At 62.6% G+C, this 16,308-nt stretch carries 14 protein-coding genes; 6 read left to right on the top strand and 8 right to left on the bottom strand.

The features are described from left to right. Positions 1-5: 5 nt before the first annotated feature. The 4 genes from eno to KF712_17380 form a co-directional block, all read right to left on the bottom strand. A complete protein-coding gene (eno, locus tag KF712_17365; protein MBX3742756.1) occupies positions 6-1,304 on the bottom strand; it encodes a phosphopyruvate hydratase in 1,299 nt (432 codons plus the stop codon). 37 nt (positions 1,305-1,341) lie between these two features. Further along, entirely contained in the window at positions 1,342-3,177 is a 1,836-nt protein-coding gene (locus KF712_17370; protein ID MBX3742757.1) for a GreA/GreB family elongation factor, read from the bottom strand. A gap of 264 nt (positions 3,178-3,441) precedes the next feature. After that, complete coding sequence (locus KF712_17375; GenBank protein MBX3742758.1) at positions 3,442-4,182, bottom strand: hypothetical protein; 741 nt, start codon at positions 4,180-4,182, stop codon at positions 3,442-3,444. A 49-nt stretch (positions 4,183-4,231) separates the two neighbouring features. Continuing rightward, positions 4,232-5,659, bottom strand: a complete 1,428-nt coding sequence (locus KF712_17380; protein ID MBX3742759.1) for an FAD-dependent oxidoreductase — start codon at positions 5,657-5,659, stop codon at positions 4,232-4,234. Positions 5,660-5,770: 111 nt separating this feature from the next. Between KF712_17380 and KF712_17385 the strand changes: the two genes are divergently transcribed. Continuing rightward, complete coding sequence (locus KF712_17385) at positions 5,771-6,631, top strand: helix-turn-helix transcriptional regulator (GenBank protein MBX3742760.1); 861 nt, start codon at positions 5,771-5,773, stop codon at positions 6,629-6,631. Between the two features lie 36 nt (positions 6,632-6,667). Then, positions 6,668-7,324 (top strand): phytanoyl-CoA dioxygenase family protein, encoded by a 657-nt coding sequence (locus tag KF712_17390; GenBank protein ID MBX3742761.1) that lies wholly within the window; start codon positions 6,668-6,670, stop codon positions 7,322-7,324. 7 nt (positions 7,325-7,331) lie between these two features. Here KF712_17390 and KF712_17395 read toward each other — a convergent pair whose 3' ends face one another. After that, the gene (locus KF712_17395) at positions 7,332-8,906 is read right to left on the bottom strand and encodes a FecR domain-containing protein (protein ID MBX3742762.1); all 1,575 of its coding nucleotides are present in this window, start codon (positions 8,904-8,906) and stop codon (positions 7,332-7,334) included. Beyond that, the gene (locus KF712_17400; GenBank protein MBX3742763.1) at positions 8,903-9,484 is read right to left on the bottom strand and encodes a sigma-70 family RNA polymerase sigma factor; all 582 of its coding nucleotides are present in this window, start codon (positions 9,482-9,484) and stop codon (positions 8,903-8,905) included. The genes KF712_17395 and KF712_17400 overlap by 4 nt, the downstream gene beginning before the upstream one ends. A gap of 199 nt (positions 9,485-9,683) precedes the next feature. Between KF712_17400 and KF712_17405 the strand changes: the two genes are divergently transcribed. From KF712_17405 to KF712_17420, 4 genes are read left to right on the top strand one after another with little or no spacing between them, the layout of a single operon-like run. Continuing rightward, on the top strand, positions 9,684-10,475 hold the full coding sequence (locus KF712_17405; GenBank protein ID MBX3742764.1) for a hypothetical protein: 792 nt from the start codon (positions 9,684-9,686) through the stop codon (positions 10,473-10,475). Between the two features lie 59 nt (positions 10,476-10,534). Further along, positions 10,535-11,518, top strand: a complete 984-nt coding sequence (locus tag KF712_17410; protein MBX3742765.1) for an FAD:protein FMN transferase — start codon at positions 10,535-10,537, stop codon at positions 11,516-11,518. Positions 11,519-11,526: 8 nt separating this feature from the next. Next, positions 11,527-12,786 (top strand): FAD-dependent oxidoreductase, encoded by a 1,260-nt coding sequence (locus KF712_17415; GenBank protein ID MBX3742766.1) that lies wholly within the window; start codon positions 11,527-11,529, stop codon positions 12,784-12,786. Further along, on the top strand, positions 12,779-13,732 hold the full coding sequence (locus tag KF712_17420) for a hypothetical protein (GenBank protein ID MBX3742767.1): 954 nt from the start codon (positions 12,779-12,781) through the stop codon (positions 13,730-13,732). The genes KF712_17415 and KF712_17420 overlap by 8 nt, the downstream gene beginning before the upstream one ends. Positions 13,733-13,738: 6 nt before the next feature. On the opposite strand, the gene KF712_17425 is transcribed toward KF712_17420, so the two are convergent. Together KF712_17425 and ahcY are read right to left on the bottom strand one after the other, a co-directional pair. Beyond that, on the bottom strand, positions 13,739-14,734 hold the full coding sequence (locus KF712_17425; GenBank protein ID MBX3742768.1) for a nucleoside hydrolase: 996 nt from the start codon (positions 14,732-14,734) through the stop codon (positions 13,739-13,741). A 113-nt stretch (positions 14,735-14,847) separates the two neighbouring features. Next, on the bottom strand, positions 14,848-16,260 hold the full coding sequence (gene ahcY, locus KF712_17430; protein ID MBX3742769.1) for an adenosylhomocysteinase: 1,413 nt from the start codon (positions 16,258-16,260) through the stop codon (positions 14,848-14,850). Between the last annotated feature and the right edge of the window lie 48 nt (positions 16,261-16,308).

The raw sequence follows: 16,308 nt of genomic DNA on the forward strand, positions 1-16,308 counted from the left end.
GGCAATCACTTGCCGAGAACCTTCAGCTTTTTGATGCCGAAGACCGCGTCGTCGCCCAGTTGCTCCTCGATGCGGAGCAGTTGGTTGTACTTCGCGATCCGGTCGGAGCGGCTCATGGAGCCGGTCTTGATCTGGCCGCAGTTGGTGGCAACGGCGAGGTCGGCGATGGTGCTGTCCTCGGTCTCACCGGAGCGGTGGCTGAGCACGGCGGTGTAGCTGTTCTCCTTGGCCAGCTCGACGGCGTCGAGGGTCTCGGTGAGGGAACCGATCTGGTTGACCTTGACGAGGATGGAGTTGGCGACGCCGGCCTTGATGCCTTTGCCGAGGAAATCGACGTTGGTGACGAACAGGTCGTCGCCGACGAGCTGGGTCTTCGCGCCGATCTTGTCGGTGAGGACCTTCCAGCCATCCCAGTCGTTTTCGGCGCAGCCGTCTTCGATGGAGATGATCGGGTAGCGCTTCTGGAGGTCGGCGTAGAAGTCAACCAGCTCGGAAGCGGAGCGGACGGAACCGTCGCCCTTCTTGAAGACGTAGGCGTTCTTCGCCTTGTCGAAGAACTCGGAGGAAGCGACGTCGAGGGCGAAGGCGATGTCTTCACCCACCTTGTAGCCGGCTTTCTCGATGGCCTGGCAGAGCACCTGCATGGCGTCTTCCACACCGTCGAGGGACGGGGCGAAACCACCTTCGTCACCGACGGCGGTGGAAAGGCCGCGGTCGTGCAGCACCTTCTTCAGGGAGTGGAACACTTCCGCACCATAGCGGAGGGACTCGCGGAAGGTCGGCGCGCCGACAGGCACGATCATGAACTCCTGGAAGTCGATCGGGGCGTCCGAGTGGGCGCCGCCGTTGATGACGTTCATCATCGGAACGGGAAGAACCTTCGCGTTCGGGCCACCGACGTACTTGTAGAGCGGCTGGCCGAGCTGGGCGGCGGCGGCTTTCGCCACGGCGAGGGAAACGCCGAGGATGGCGTTCGCGCCGAGCACCTTCTTGGTGGAGGTGCCGTCGAGCGCCAGCATGGCGGCGTCGATGGAGGCCTGTTCGGTCGCGTCGAAGCCGAGAAGCTCGGGAGCGATCTTGGCGTTCACGTTCTCAACGGCCTGGGTCACGCCCTTGCCGAGGTAGCGGCCTTTGTCGCCGTCGCGGAGTTCCACGGCTTCATGCTCGCCGGTCGAAGCGCCGGAAGGCACCGCGGCACGGCCGATGGCACCACCCTCGAGGTGGACATCGACTTCAACAGTAGGATTGCCGCGTGAATCGATCACCTCGCGGCCGCGGATTTCAACAATGGTGGTATAGTCCATGGTGTAGTGTAAATAGAGTAAGCAGAAGTGGTGCCCGTCAGGGATTGAACGGCTTGATGGAGCGGATCGTCAGGGTTTGCAAGGCTTCCGTCACGGAATCCCGGACTTTCACCTCGTCACCGACAACGCGCTCCATGAGCGACTTCCCGACTTCGGAGAGATAAGAGACGACCTTCGTGTCGGGATCGGAGTCCCACGCGCCGAGGACGGTCATGACGATCTCTTTTCCGGACTCGTCCGTGAAGGTGATGACCGTGCCCGCGTTCACTTTGGAAGCGTCTGAGCCTTTGAAATCGGTGCCGCGGGCGCGGGCGATGTCCTTCTCCAGCTCGCTCTTGCGGCGCATGAGGACTTTCTGGAGGTCCTTGGCGGACTTGTATTCGAAGTTCTCGCGGAGGTCGCCGTAGGAGCGGGCGATCGAGATATCCTTGGTGTTCTGAGGGATACGGACGCGGATGAGTTCGTCCAACTCGAGTTTCTTCTTCTCGAGGCTGTCCCAGGAAACGAGGAGCGGCTCCTCCTTTTTCCCTTCCCCGCCCACCAGTTCGGCGGTTTCCGGACGGGCCTTGATGATCCGTGCCATCAGCGATTTCTTCTCCAGCTCGGCGAACACCGGGCAGTCGAGAAGCCTGCGGGAGAAGTTCCGGGACTCGTTGATGTCCATCGCCTCGACCAGATCCTGGAGGAGCGTCTTGTCCTCGCTGAGCAGGGTCTGGAGACGGGAGGTCTTCCGCGGACCATCGGAAAGGTGGTCGTTCTCGAGCAGGTTGAGGATGGAGGCACCCACATCCGCGCTGAAAACCTCGGCGGAAGCACCCTTCCGCTCGCGGCACACCCAGATCAGGGCATCCGGGCCGAGCGCACGGCGGGCCAGTGTCGAGCGCAGGTGAGCCTCCAGGGCCTCCAGTTCCCCGCGGTCCGAAAGGATGCGGGCGATCTCGGTGACGCCACGGGCACCCACCTTGTCAAAGACATGGACCATTTTCTCCACCCACTCGTCTCCGAAGGCATTCGGGAAGGCTTCATAAATCGCACGCTGACGGCCGGAAGGAAGAGTGCCGGCTTCATCCGCCAGTCTGGAGGAATCCGCGGTGAGGATCAGATCGGAAAGACGGACGGCGGTAGGATCGAGTTCCAGCGCCTTCGAGGAGCCGATGACTTCGTCCCGGGCGGCAACCAGTTGCAGCGCCTGGCCGAGCTGGACGCGGGCGGCTTTTTTCGCCCCTTCGTCGATGTCGTGGAGCAGGCGCTTCAGGGCATCGGAATCGTTTTCAAAGGCACCGATGTCGGCGGCAATCGCCTCCAGGGCCTTGATCATTCCCTTGATGTCACGGGCCGCCTCGAAATCCGCGACCAACGCTTCGGCGGGAGTGCGGTCACCATCCCGGAGGACAAGTGCCTCGGTCCGCTTCTGCGGCACCACCACGCGGCGGCTTTCCTTGAGGGCCTTTTTGGCGGAGTCCCACCATTTCTTGAAATTGCCTTCCGCAACCACTCCGCCGGAGATCTGTTTCTCAAGCGCCTCACCGGTCATGCTGCCGCCATGGCTCTGGAGGAGGTGGACGATGAGTTCGACGGGGTCTTTCTTCGCCAGTGTGCGGAGTTCCTCCAGTTGCTCGATCTTCTTGGCCCGGAAGTCATCGGAAGGGATCCACTCGGTTTTCTGGAACGCGAACTGCAGTTCCATCACTTGTCCGGAGGACCGCTCGAAATCGATGGTCACCTTCTTTCCGGGAAGGTCCCAATCGACCACTTTTCCGGCTCCGAAGGATTTGTGCAGGCAGAAATTTCCGGGAGCCAACTGGGAAAGCCGCTCGCCGACAGGTTTTGGAATGCGGCCGGCGTCAACCAGCTTCGCCACATCAGGATGCATTCGCCAAGGATGCGAACCCGTCTCATAAAACGCAAGGCATTCCCTGTGGAAATCTGGCCGCAATCCGCATCATGGCCGCCGGAATGCTTGGATACAGGCCGAACGCATGACAGCGGGCAAAGCCGTCCCTTGTAAAATGGACGGTGCACAACCCCGTCAAACGGGATCGGCCTCCCCATGACCAAGGCAACCTGGCCAACCGGCGGCAGCCCCCTCAGGAAGACCGATCATCCTTCCGGCAAAACCCGGGGCGATGTCACCTGCTCACCCCTCCGTCATTCTCCGGCGTAGAACCATGGAGCAGGCCAACGCCAACGCACCCGCGCCAAAAGCCGAAGGCTCCGGGACTGCCTCGATCTGGAAGCGGTCGAAGCGGAGGGTTTCCGCGTTCGACTCCGTCAGCACGCCCGCGCCCACGAGAGTCCCGGCAGGCAGATCGGATACCGCCGCGCCACCAAGAACCAATGACGCCCCCGGCGCGAAAGTGAGCAAGCGCCACGCCGAAGCAGCGGTCGTGAAGGTGAAATTCTCCAGTTCACCGTTGGTGCCGAAGTTGCCCGACGTTCCAGCCGTCGCGCTGTTGCGGCCATACGTATCCGCCGTGGCGAACCACTGCACCGATCCACCTACATCAATCCCGATCGCCATCCGTGAGAGATCGGTGGTCAGGTTGTTGTTCGAGCGGAATGAGATCGAGACCAGATCCGCCAGAAGGACCGGGGAGAACTCATCCGTCCATGCGATGCCAATGTCGCCGGAGGCCGTCCTCGCGCCGATGCCGGCCACACCACCTACGCCAGCACTATTGGTGACGATGTAGGGTGAGGTGGTCACCCCGCCGACGTCTTCAGCGGTGCCCCCGCGGTGCGCACGCCACTGGACGGAGGAGAAACTCTTCGGATTCGTGTCGAAGATGGGGTTGAAATCCTCCGTGTAGATCACAGCCGCCGGAGCGGAGGAGATCAAGACGGCGGAGAGGGTCAGGCAGAGGTTCCGGGTTTTCATGGATGGCGGGTTTTTCAAGTCGATGGTCATGGGTTTGCAGAAAATCGTTTCAGGCCTTCCTCACCTTCTTCTCCAGCACCTCCGCCACTTCCTTCCACTCCACTTCGTGGGGCAGGCGCTTGCTGGTGGCGGCGACCGCACCGGCAGCCCCCGCCGCCTCGCCCATGGCCACGGCATTTCCGGTGACACGGTAGCTGGCGTGGGCGATGAAGTCGCCGCTGATGCAGCGCCCCGCCATCATCAGGCCGTCCACATCCTTCGCGATCAGGGCGCGCAGCGGGATGTCGTAGGGCGTGAACTTCGTCACCCCTCCCCGCTCGATGGTCAGCTTGTCATTGTCCTCCTTGGTCTTCGCATGGATGTCCACACCGAAGGTCACGCGTGCCACCGCATCCTCATGCCGTGCGGCGTTCATGAGATCCTCCTTTTTCACCACGTAGCGGCCCTTGATGCGCTTGCCATCCCTGACGCCGATCTGCTCCGCCGTCGCCACCACCTGGAGGCCATCCCACACGCCACCCAGTTTCCGCAACGATCTGCTGATGTCGAAAATCTCCTTCCGCGCCCGCACCGTCGCCGCCGTCATCGCGTCCGCGTCATCCGGCCGGATGCCATACTCATGGTTCAGCATCAGCAGGACGATGTTATCCCGGATGTGGAAGATGGTGGGCATACCATAGGAAGGATCGATGCCCGCCTTCTGGATGTCCGCCTTCAGGTTTTCAGTGGCCTTCACGTGCCAGTTCAGATCCCCTTCATAGAAGGAAACGTAGTCCCGCATTTTCGTTACATCCTTCACTGCGGCGATGGCGTTCATGGTGAGCGGCTGGCAGAGGCAGCGCGCGGACTCTTCCTTGCCCATCTGTCCCAGTTCCCAGTCGCAACCGGCCAGCGCGCCGAGAACCCCATCCCCGGTGGCGTCGATGAAAACCGGCGCGCGCCAAGCCTCCCGCCCGGAAGCGGACTCGGTGACGATGGTGGTCAGCCGCCGCCCGTCCCGGTACGCGGCCACCACCCGTGTCTGCAGGCGGAACTTCACCCCAGCCTCCGTGCACATGTCCTCCAGCAGGAGCTTCATCTCATCCGGCTCATAGACGAACACCTTCGGGCTGGTGCCGCGCCGCGCGTCCCGCTCGTCCAGCTTCATGCGGATCTCCTTGGTCAGGCCCGGTTTGTCGAAGTCGAAAATCCACGTCAGCAGTCCCGCCGTCCACACCCCGCCAAGGCAGCCATGGACGTCGAACAGCCGGACCTTTGCCCCCGATCTGGCGGCGGCGATGGCGGCGGATACCCCGGCTGGACCTGCACCGCACACGATCACATCCGCATCCTCCACCAGCTTCAGATCGCGCGGCGGCTCGCCGAAAATCCCTTTCGTCACCTTTGGAACCTCCTGCCCCAGCAGGGGGACGGTCATCGAGCCAGCCAAGGCGGCGTGGATGAACTTGCGGCGGGAAACGTCTGATGTGTTTTGCATGGGTTCCAGGAAGGTAAATTTGACACCTGATGACAGGACAGGATTCCCACCCTATGCCATTCTTCCTTGATAAGGAGAAGAAACATGAAACATTCATAGCACAAAAGAAACATGAGAAGCCACGACCCCAGTTCCCGTTTCTCCCGTCTGATCGACCGTCTGCTGGCACGGGATCTCCCGTGCGGAGTGCACGCCGCAAACGAATCCGGAGCACCTCCCGGAAGCCATGGCGTGCTCCCCTATCCCCGTTTCAGTCTCTGCCTTGCCGGCACAGCCCGTTATGATGTGTCCGCCGCCGGTGGCACCCGCGTGGTCACCCTTGCCCGGGGAGAAGCCATCGCGGCAGCACCTGGCTGCCTGATGGAGCCGCATCCGCAGTCACGGTATCTCGCGCTTGGCATCGTCTTCACTCCGGAGATGACGCGCTTCCTGCTGGCCCGGAAGGACCCGGGACAGCACCGGTTCCTGTTGGCCCATCATTCCACCGCCCTCCTGGACGAGGAAACCAGCCAGTTCTTCCGCGCACTGACCCGCCCTTCCTCCCGGACACCGGGTGATCCCTACCTGAGCAAGCTGCTGCAACTTCTGCTCATCAAGTCACGGGAAATGGTGGAGTCGGAGCAGCCCGTCCCCACCTCCCGCAAGGCATGGTTCACCTGGCAATCCGCCTGCCGGTTCATGCAGGAGAATTTCTCCCAGCCCATCGGCCGCCCGGAGGTGGCCGCCTTCCTGCACCTTCACCCTAACCACCTTTCCCGCCTCTTCACCCGCTTCAGCGGCTGCAGCTTCAACCAGCATCTCCTCGACATCCGGTTGCGCCACGCGACGGAGATGCTGGCAGATCCCTCGATGAACATTGGAGACGTCGCACGGGCCAGCGGAATCCCGGACACCAACTACTTCATCCGCTGCTTCCGCAAGCGGACAGGGTTGCCTCCGGCACGCTACCGCTCCGCCGCAGATAAGCATTGAGCCGGGACCGGACAACTCCCCATCCTTTCCCCATCCATGGATCTCCAAAAGGAAGGCTACCGGATCATCCGTTCCGTGTTCACGCGGGAGGAGATCGAGCGATTCCGCGAGGAAGCGGACAGGATCGCCACCGCCGCAGGGTCCGCCTGCGTGAGACATCTCCGGTCACATTCCGGCCTCTTCATCGGGCTTTCCCGGGATCAACGCCTGCTGCTCCAGCTACCGGGCGACTCCGTGGTCGCACGCAGCATCCTGTTCGACAAGACGCCTGGGGAGAACTGGCCGGTGGCATGGCACCAGGATCTCACCATCGCCCTCCGCAGGCAGGCGGATGTACCCGGCTACGGTCCATGGTCCGTCAAGGACGGGGCGCCTCACGTGCAACCTCCCGTCGATCTCCTGCGGAACATGGTTACCATCCGCATCCATCTGGATGATACCCCTGCGGACAATGGTGCGCTGGCCGTCATTCCCGGCAGCCATCTGCACGGACGGATCCCAGCGCATGACGTCGCAGCGCATGTCCGGGACCCCGTCATTTGCGAATGCCGACCGGGCGATGTCCTGCTGATGTCCCCGCTCATCCTGCATTCGTCGAAACGTGCGGTGATCCCACGCCGTCGCCGGATCGTCCATTTCGAGTACGCCCGGCGGGGAGACTTGGCGGGAAACCTGGAGTGGCTGGAATCCTGAAGCCCGGCTAGGGGGCCTCATGGCGCTCCATCAGGTGCTGGATTTCCTTCTGCACCAGTGCCCGGTCGAAAATGAACACCTCGTCCATCCCGCCTTTGAAGAAATTCCTCAACCCCGGTACCGGCACGCTGTGCCTGCCGAGGACCACACCGCTGTCCGCGCTCTTCACATTGGTATCCACCTGGAAGTCCTCGCGCCGGGAGATGGGTTCCAATTTCCCATCCACATAAAAGAGGACGTTACCCGGAACACCAGGCCTTCTTCCCGGACCCAGCACCACGGCGATGTGATGCCACTTTCCATCGCACAGATTCGTCGTTCCCACCACCCTGCCGCCATAGGTCCCGATCCGCAGCTTCCCCTTCGTGCCCTGGTTCGACCAATCGACCGCGATCTGCCACACGCCATACTCCGTCGCGCTGCCCCACGAAAGGATGCCCTGCCCCGCAGAGGAATCACCTTCCGGTAGTTTCACCCACAATGCCACCGTCCGTGGCAAAGCCCCCTCGACCCCGAGGTAGCCGGACTCCGCATAAGATCCCACGCCATCGAACGACAGGGCTTTTCCGCGGACGCCCTTGATCCACTTCGGCGGCGTGCCGATGCCGAAGCCGTATGTGTTGGAAACATCGCTCCGCAACTTCATGGCGGCGTCACTCCCCATCGCCAGATAGCGACCGGAGTCCGCACCCGCCTCGCCCGCGCCTTCATCAAAGCTCCAGTGGACGTAACCACCCTCCTTTTCCGATTGGTCCGGAATCCGGGTGATGAACGCGCTCGCATCCGCAGTTCCCAAGCTCGTGCCGCCTTTCTCCACCTTCAGCGCGTCCCCCTCGAACAGGGAGATCGTCTTCCGGTTCGCCGCGTTCATCTTTACCATTCCCGTCAGCACGTGCACCTCGGTAGTCCCGTCACCGGAAGCCCGCATCCCGAACTCCGTCCCCAGATCGACCACTTTTCCTTCGCGGGTTTCCACGGTGAAGCCTCGCGCGGACGGCGGGCATTTCACCGCCAGCCTGCCAAGGTTCAGCTTCATGTCCATACGCCCCTTCAGCTCCACGTCGAACGGTCCCTCCAGGATCACCTTCGCGCCGTTGCTCAGACGCAGTTCCAGAAGTCCGGCAAGCGCTTTCAGCCGCTCTCCGCGTTTGACCTGTCCATCACGGATGCCGCTTCCCGCCTCCCATACCAGCGACTCGGACCGCGCCAGCATCGCCACCGGTTCCAACAAGCCCTTCCCCCACCACGCTCCTGCCAGGGACAGCAGGATCAGGGCCGCCCAAGCCAGCCATTTCCCCCGCTGCTCACGGCCCAATGCCCGCCCCACGCTGCCGATCACCCGCCAGCCATCTTCCCCCATCCCTTTCCCGGCACCCAGCCGCATCATCACTTCCCGCGCCGTCAGCTCCCCCGTCGGGTCCGTCAGCGCCGGAGCCAGCAGGCGGTCGATGCCCACCATGCCCACCGTGGCCTCCAGCACCTCCTCCGACTCCTGGCACATCGCCAGCAACGTCTCCCGCTCCCGCGCCGTGAGCGTTCCCTCCAGCAATCCCGCCACCAGCCTGTTCCATTCCGTATTCATGCCGTTTCCGATGGATGATCCAGAATTCCGAGTTTCCCCTTCACACAATCCCCCAAAACCATCCGCAAGCGGTGCAACTGCATCGAAACCGCCGATGCTTTCCTTCCCAATCTGCTGGAAAGCTCATCCAGCGACTCCCCTTCCTCATAACGCGCGCGCAGCAGGTTCCGCGCGGGATTTTCCAGCCGGTCCAGACACTCCACCAAGGCCTCCAGTGCTCCCCCCTCCCTCTCATCTTCACCCAATCTGGCCTCCAGCCCGGCGTCCAACAGCGCCTGGAGTTCCTCATGTGAGCCGATCAGTTCCGGTCGGTTCTTCCGCCGGAAGTTCGCCAGCAACTTCATTGCGATACCCCGGAGCCAAGGCTTGATCGGGCGTTCCGGATCACAATCCCCGATCCGCCGGAACGCGGTCATGAACACCTCCTGTGCCAAGTCTTCCGCATCATGGGAGTTCCGCAACCTCACCGCGAGGCACGCCCGCACATCCGCATGATGCCGCTGCACCAATATGGCGAACGCCCCCAGGTCGCACTTCTGCGCGGCCCGGATCAACTGAGGTTCATCGTTCGGCTCCATCGGTTCTGTGAGGGCGGAGGGATCACCGCCCCATGGGTACTGTTTCCAACCCCGATGATCAGCACAAAAAAACACCGCTCCTCCGGAATACCGGAAATCCCCCCCTTTCTCCACATTTCATGTGCTGAAAAAGGTTCACGTAACAGTACCACCTTGAAAGGCGGTCTTCCGCTCCCCCGCCGCCATCCCCAAAACTCCCATGAAACCCGTTCCCATCCCCTTCAAAGCCCACCTGCTCCCGCTCTTCTTCACGCTGTTCGCCCTCCCGACAGCCTCCGCCGCCGTGATCTACCAGCACAACTTCAGTGGCAGCCCGGGCAACACCCTCAACGGAGTGGCTCTCGACACCGCGAACGGCACCTTGGGAGGAACCGCCGGGGCCACATGGCTCGCCAATTCCGATCGCTACTTTGCCGACGGAACGATCACCTCGACTGCCTCTTCAGCATCCACCTACGTCCCGTTTGCACCCGTCAGCGGCTACGAATACACCATCACCCTCAACGTCGATATCACCAGCGCCAGTTCCACCAACTGGGTCGCACTCAGCCTGTTCAACGGCACCCCGAACACCAACGGAGCATTCAATACCGTCTCCACCACCTACGCCTCCATCGGACGGAGACACAGCACCGGCGGCGGCAGCAGCGGCACCGACCTCCTCCGCTGGCAGGGTCCCAGCAATGGAGGAACCAACCTGCACATCGACGAACCCAAAACGGGTATCTGGAACATCTCCATCCTCCTGAACACCACGAACCCCGCCAACTGGACCTTCCAATGGCTCATGCAGGCCGATGATACCGAGCACCTCACCGGCTCCTACAATCTGGGCACCACCACCATCAGCCACATCATGATCAGCAACACCGTCAATGTCAGCGCGGATCTGTCCGGCTTCTCCGTCACCGCCGTCCCGGAACCCGGCCTCACCCTGCTGTCGTCCCTCGGCACCGGCCTGCTGGCGTTCCGCCGCGCCCGCCGGGGGTGAAATTCCCCGGAGAAAATCCCTGCCTTTCCCGATCGTCCGGATAACCTGACCAGAACCGCATGCCTTTCCGAATCCATTTGCTGGTGATCGCCTCTCTGGTGGCCGCCATGCCGGCGTCGGCGGAGAAGTTCCGCTTCGAACGCCCGCTGATGGGCACGCGTTTCATGGTGGTCTGCCATGCCAATGACCGGGACACCGCCACGAAAGCCACAGCCGCCGCTTTCCAAACCGCGGAGGAACTGAACGCCACCGCCTCCGACTACCTGCCGGAAAGCGAGCTCTCGATGCTTGCCACAAAACCCATCGGCAAACCCATTCCCCTCTCACCATTGCTCTACGGATTGCTGGAGCATTCGCACCGCATGGCCGAAGCGACCGACGGTGCCTTCGACCCGACGCTGGGACCACTCACCAGGCTCTGGCGTGAAACACGCGACGCCCGCCGCCTTCCCAATCCTGAAAAGTTGCAGTCCGCCCGCGACCGCACCGGCTGGCGGAACTTCACACTCGATCCGGAATCACGGACCATCACGCTGCACCGGGAAAACATGGCCTTCGACCTGGGCGCTGTGGCCAAAGGCTACGTCGCTGACCTGATGCTGGAGGCTCTCGTGAAAAGAGGCATCCCCCAGGCGATGATTGTCGCAGGAGGAGAGGTCCGGCTGGGTGATCCCCCTCCGGGAAAGGAGGGCTGGCGGGTGGCCGTACAAACCTTCGACCCCGCCCGTCCGGATGAAGTCGTCGTCCTCTCCAACGCCGCCGTTTCCACCTCCGGAGATCTGTATCAATCGGTGGAAATCGAAGGCATCCGTTACTCCCACATCCTGTCACCGGTCACCGGCCTGGGTCTGACGCGTCGCGTCGCGGCCATGGTGATCGCTGATGAGGCGAAACTCAGCGATCCGCTTTCCACCGCAGCCTGCGTGCTCGGCCAGGACGCATCCGGGAAGCTCCGACAGTTTCCCGGCCTCCGTGAACTGAGCGTGAAGACTCCGCAGGAAACCCTCGCCCGCATCCACGGCAACAACCCTTCCACCCACTGAACCCATTTATGAAAAACAATCGCAGAGCCTTCATCCAAAACACGCTTCTCGGTGCCACCGGCCTGGGATTCGCCATCGCCTCCACCACCGAAGTCCGCGCGGCGGAGGTCGCCAATGCCGCCGCAGCCGATGTGACCGATGAGGTCGATGTGCTGGTCGTCGGCGGCGGCACGGGCGGAGTCATCGCCGCCATCCAGGCCGCACGGGCCGGTGCCAGCGTCCTGCTGGTGGAGCGGCACAGCCAACTCGGCGGGACCATGACCACGGGCGGCGTCGCCTTTCCGGGGCTGTTCGACGCCTGGGGCAAGCAGATCATCGCCGGCATCGGCTGGGAACTGGTGAAAGAAAGCGTCGAACTCGACCAAGGCACGTTCCCTGATTTCGCCAAGGTGCCACAGCGCCATTGGCAGAACCAGATCCAGATCAACCAGTTCCTCTACGCCATCCTGGCGGAGGAGAAGTGCGAACAAGCGGGCGTGAAGATCGCCTACTACGAATCCCCGCAGACGGTGACCAAGACGGATGGCGGCTGGGAAGTCGCCTGCGCGGGATTCGGCACCCGGCGGAAGGTGACGTGCAAGCAGATCATCGACTGCACGGGCGGAGCCGAGGTGGTGGGGCTGGCCGGATTCCCCCGCCAGCGGGAGGAGGAACGCCAGCCGGGATCCTATCTCTTCATGCTGGGCGCGCCCAATGAGCCGGGGCGCAAACAGACCCACCAGCTCTACGTCCACGGCGCGGACTCGACCAACTCCCGCACCGTGACGGAAGCGAACCTGACCGGACGCAAGTCCATCCTCGCCAAAGTGCGGAAGGACAGCAGCAAGCGCCTGATGCACATGCAGCCTGAAACCGGCTTCCGCGAAAGCTACCGCATCGAGGGCGAAACGGTGATCACCGTGAACGACTACCGCTCCGGCAAGAAGTTCGACGACGCGGTCAGCAATGCCTTTTACCCGGTCGATCTCCACACGAAGAAAGGCGTGAAGCCGGAACCGCTGAAGCCCGGCACGGTACCCACCGTCCCGCTGCGCGCCCTGATCCCCAAGGGCAGCCGCAACATCATCGTCGCGGGACGTTGCGTGAGCAGCGACCGCCTCGCCAACTCCGGCCTGCGGGTGCAGGCGACGTGCATGGGCATGGCGCAGGCCGCCGGTGCCGCCGCCGCGCTGGCCTCGAAGGCGGGAACCACCCCGCTGGAAGTACCGCTCAAGGAGATCCACGACTTGCTCCGCACCCACGGTGCCATTATCCCGGGGGATGTCTGAAAGACGGCAACCAAAGCTGGGCACACTCCCGCGCCGGACGGTATCCCTGCTCACCGCGCTGACATTCCTTGTCCTTGCGGTGACGGGGATTGTCGCCTTCATCCAGCCGTTCTCGATCGGCATCATCGGCCTGCATTCGCTGATGGGCTTCGTCTTCATCGGCCTGATCGTCCTCCACATCGCGAACAACAGCCGCCCGCTCGCCAGTTACCTGCGCAGCAAGGCGCTGTGGGGAACGGTCACCGTCACCGCCATCCTCACCTTCCTTTTCTGGTGGCAACCCGCCCCCGTAAGGGCGGTGCTCGGACTCAGCGGCAATCTCGGTCCGGCCATGGAACGCTTCGAGATGGACGCCGAAGGCATGATCTTCGACTACAGCCCGTCACCCGCCTACAAGATGCGGCTCAATGTGAAACCGGGTCCCACCTACAAGGCGGACAGCCCTCCACAGGTGGCGATCTGGCTGGAGAACCAGGGAGGCTTCCACATCAAGACCCTGCTCGCTCCCGGCTCCAAGGAAGAGACACCTTATTGGTCCTTCAAGCACGCGGGATGGGAGAAGGCACGGCGCGAGGCGGAAGCACTGGGCGAAGTCGATGCCGTATCCTCTCCCACTCCGAACGGATCGTTCGATCCCGCCGACTACATCCTCCCCGACTCCACGAAGGATTCCACGCCCTACAGCCTGGTCCTCGAAATCAACCAGCCCGGTGACGACCAGGCGTCGCTGGTCTATTCCGTCGAGATCGACAACAGCCTGCCCCGCACCTTCCAACTGCTGGAACTGCGCGGCTATCCCAAGCGCGAGGAAGATGATGAAAACGGCAAAGAAAAGTGGGGGCTGTATTACGTCGATGACTCCTTCACTTCCGCCCTCGATCTCATCGACAGCGCCCTGCTGACCCTCCAGCGCGAAGCACCGCAGACCGGAACTACCAAGGACTGAAAGGTGTCACTCCGTGACCGGGATCATCAGATCCTCGATCACCGCCGCCAGCTCCACGGCGGCCATCTTTTCCACCAACCGGCTGTGGCGGCCATCCGCAGCGACTTCCCAGTGGTTGGTGCCGTCCGCGTCGATGCGCAGGACTCCCCGTTCGACCGAGAAATATTTGTCACCCGGCCGGACCGCGGCCAGCACGGTCGTCTGGTCATAACTCGCCCTACCGCCCGGTTCGTAGCGGCTGGTCTTCCCCATCTCCTCCTTGTCCTGGGGGATGGACATCGCATAGGCATCCACCACCGGATTCCCTTTGATCTCCATCCGGATCATCCGATCGCCCGTCCTCACGTGGCGGCCCACCTCATATCCGGCGATGAGGATCTCCACCGGCCATTCGTTGAAGACCTCCCGCGCGCTCTCCGGATCGACGATGATGTTCGTCTCCTTTCCGGAGGGGAATTTCCCGGCCATCGAAACGAGGCGCTTCACTTTCTTCCGCACCAGTTCCTTTCCGTCCAGGGGGCTTGCGGCATCCGCCGGTGAGCGCAGCAGGTTCCTCAGGTTCGGGAAAAATCCGACGCTGACGATCACAACGGATTCATCTTCGGCGGAAGCGAGGGCCTTGCGATAGACCGCCACGGCATCCGGTGCGTTCTCCGACAAGGGAAGATTGATCGGGTAACGCTCCGGCAGCACATCGGTCCACTTCTCGCCCTTGTGCCAGGTGTCGATCCCCGGTCCCTTCCCTTTCAACGCGCCAATGGGGATGCCCTCGCGCTTGTAGGAACGGTTGATGATGCCGATGAGCCTCACTGCGTTCGGCAGGTGGTTGGATGCTCCGGCGGCGAGGATCTCGGCCTCTCCCAGATCCGCCAGACGGTTGAGGACCGCCAGCGCCCCCACATCATCGTAGTCCGGTCCCATGTCGGTATCGAAGATCACCGGCACCTTGGCGGCACAGGGCAGCAAACCGGCACCCGCGAACGCCAACAGAAAAAGCATCATCCTCATCCCGCTTATCTACCCTCCGGATAGGGATCTTCTCTCATCATCCCCACCAAACGGAAAAACCGGCCGGGACATTCATCCCGGCCGGCCTTGTCAAAGCATGGAAGCTCTCAATAGCGGTAGTGGTCCGCCTTGTACGGGCCTTCCACCGGCACGCTGATGTAGTCGGCCTGGGCCTGGGTCAGCTTGGTCAGCTTGGCACCGACCTTCTCCAGGTGGAGACGGGCGACTTCCTCGTCGAGGTGCTTGGAAAGCACCTTCACCTCGCCGGCCTTGTAGCTGTCCTTGTTCTTCCAGAGGTCGATCTGGGCGAGCGTCTGGTTGGTGAAGCTGTTGGACATCACGAAGCTCGGGTGGCCGGTGGCGCAGCCGAGGTTCACCAGGCGGCCTTCGGCCAGCATGTAGATGCTGTTGCCCGTCGGGAAGGTGTACTTGTCCACCTGTGGCTTGATGTTGTTGCGGACCACGCCGGCGGCGTTGTTGAGCTTGTCGATCTGGATCTCGTTGTCGAAGTGACCGATGTTACAGACGATGGCCTGGTCCTTCATCTTCTCCATGTGCTCCAGGCGGATGATGTCGAAGTTGCCGGTGGTGGTGACGTAGATGTCGCCCCAGCCGAGGGTGTCCTCGACGGTCAGGACGCGGAAGCCTTCCATGGCCGCCTGCAGCGCGCAGATCGGGTCCACTTCGGTCACGACGACCTGGGCACCCTGGCCGCGGAGGGCCTGGGCGCAGCCCTTGCCGACATCGCCATAGCCGCAGACCACGCCGACCTTGCCGGAGATCATCACGTCGGTGGCACGCTTGATGCCGTCCACCAGGGACTCACGGCAGCCGTAAAGGTTGTCGAACTTGGACTTGGTGACGGAGTCGTTCACGTTGATGGCAGGAACGAGCAGGGTGCCGGCCTTCGCCATCTGATAGAGGCGGTGGACGCCGGTGGTGGTCTCTTCGGAGACACCCTTCCAGTCCTTCACGATCGTCGCGAAGATACCCGGTTGCTCGGCGTGGATCTTCTTGAGCAGGTCCTTGATGACGGACTCCTCGTGGGAGCCGGACGGGGTGTTGACCCAGTCGGAGCCGTTCTCGAGTTCGTAACCCTTGTGGATGAGGAGGGTCGCGTCACCACCGTCATCGACGATGAGTTGCGGTCCGAGTCCGCCCGGGAACTGGAGGGCTTCCCAGGTACACCACCAGTATTCCTCCAGCGTCTCGCCCTTCCAGGCGTAGACCGGGATCTCGGCGGCGGCGATGGCCGCAGCGGCGTGGTCCTGGGTGGAGAAGATGTTGCAGGAAACCCAGCGCACATCGGCACCCAGCTCCACCAGCGTCTCGATGAGGACGGCGGTCTGGATGGTCATGTGCAGGGAGCCCATGACGCGGACGCCTTGCAGCGGCTTCTCAGGGCCGTACTTGGCGCGGGTGGCCATCAGGCCCGGCATTTCGTGCTCGGCGATTTCGATTTCCTTGCGGCCGAAGGCGGCGAGGGAGATGTCGGCGACCTTGTAGTCGGTGAAACTCATATTAAAGGGGTGGTTGTCAGTGTTCAGTTTTCAGAAAGGCATGGATGC

It is taken from the genome of Akkermansiaceae bacterium (assembly GCA_019634595.1).
Classification (GTDB): domain Bacteria; phylum Verrucomicrobiota; class Verrucomicrobiia; order Verrucomicrobiales; family Akkermansiaceae; genus Luteolibacter.

What these genes read in the sequence shown, in the direction of transcription:
- KF712_17385 (MBX3742760.1), top strand. Translation starts at nt 5,771, where the DNA reads ATGAGAAGCCACGACCCCAGTTCCCGTTTCTCCCGTCTGATCGACCGT.
- KF712_17375 (MBX3742758.1), bottom strand. Translation starts at nt 4,182, where the DNA reads ATGAAAACCCGGAACCTCTGCCTGACCCTCTCCGCCGTCTTGATCTCC.
- KF712_17415 (MBX3742766.1), top strand. Translation starts at nt 11,527, where the DNA reads ATGAAAAACAATCGCAGAGCCTTCATCCAAAACACGCTTCTCGGTGCC.
- KF712_17400 (MBX3742763.1), bottom strand. Translation starts at nt 9,484, where the DNA reads ATGGAGCCGAACGATGAACCTCAGTTGATCCGGGCCGCGCAGAAGTGC.
- KF712_17420 (MBX3742767.1), top strand. Translation starts at nt 12,779, where the DNA reads ATGTCTGAAAGACGGCAACCAAAGCTGGGCACACTCCCGCGCCGGACG.
- KF712_17380 (MBX3742759.1), bottom strand. Translation starts at nt 5,659, where the DNA reads ATGCAAAACACATCAGACGTTTCCCGCCGCAAGTTCATCCACGCCGCC.
- KF712_17410 (MBX3742765.1), top strand. Translation starts at nt 10,535, where the DNA reads ATGCCTTTCCGAATCCATTTGCTGGTGATCGCCTCTCTGGTGGCCGCC.
- KF712_17405 (MBX3742764.1), top strand. Translation starts at nt 9,684, where the DNA reads ATGAAACCCGTTCCCATCCCCTTCAAAGCCCACCTGCTCCCGCTCTTC.
- eno (MBX3742756.1), bottom strand. Translation starts at nt 1,304, where the DNA reads ATGGACTATACCACCATTGTTGAAATCCGCGGCCGCGAGGTGATCGAT.
- KF712_17395 (MBX3742762.1), bottom strand. Translation starts at nt 8,906, where the DNA reads ATGAATACGGAATGGAACAGGCTGGTGGCGGGATTGCTGGAGGGAACG.
- KF712_17370 (MBX3742757.1), bottom strand. Translation starts at nt 3,177, where the DNA reads ATGCATCCTGATGTGGCGAAGCTGGTTGACGCCGGCCGCATTCCAAAA.
- ahcY (MBX3742769.1), bottom strand. Translation starts at nt 16,260, where the DNA reads ATGAGTTTCACCGACTACAAGGTCGCCGACATCTCCCTCGCCGCCTTC.
- KF712_17390 (MBX3742761.1), top strand. Translation starts at nt 6,668, where the DNA reads ATGGATCTCCAAAAGGAAGGCTACCGGATCATCCGTTCCGTGTTCACG.
- KF712_17425 (MBX3742768.1), bottom strand. Translation starts at nt 14,734, where the DNA reads ATGATGCTTTTTCTGTTGGCGTTCGCGGGTGCCGGTTTGCTGCCCTGT.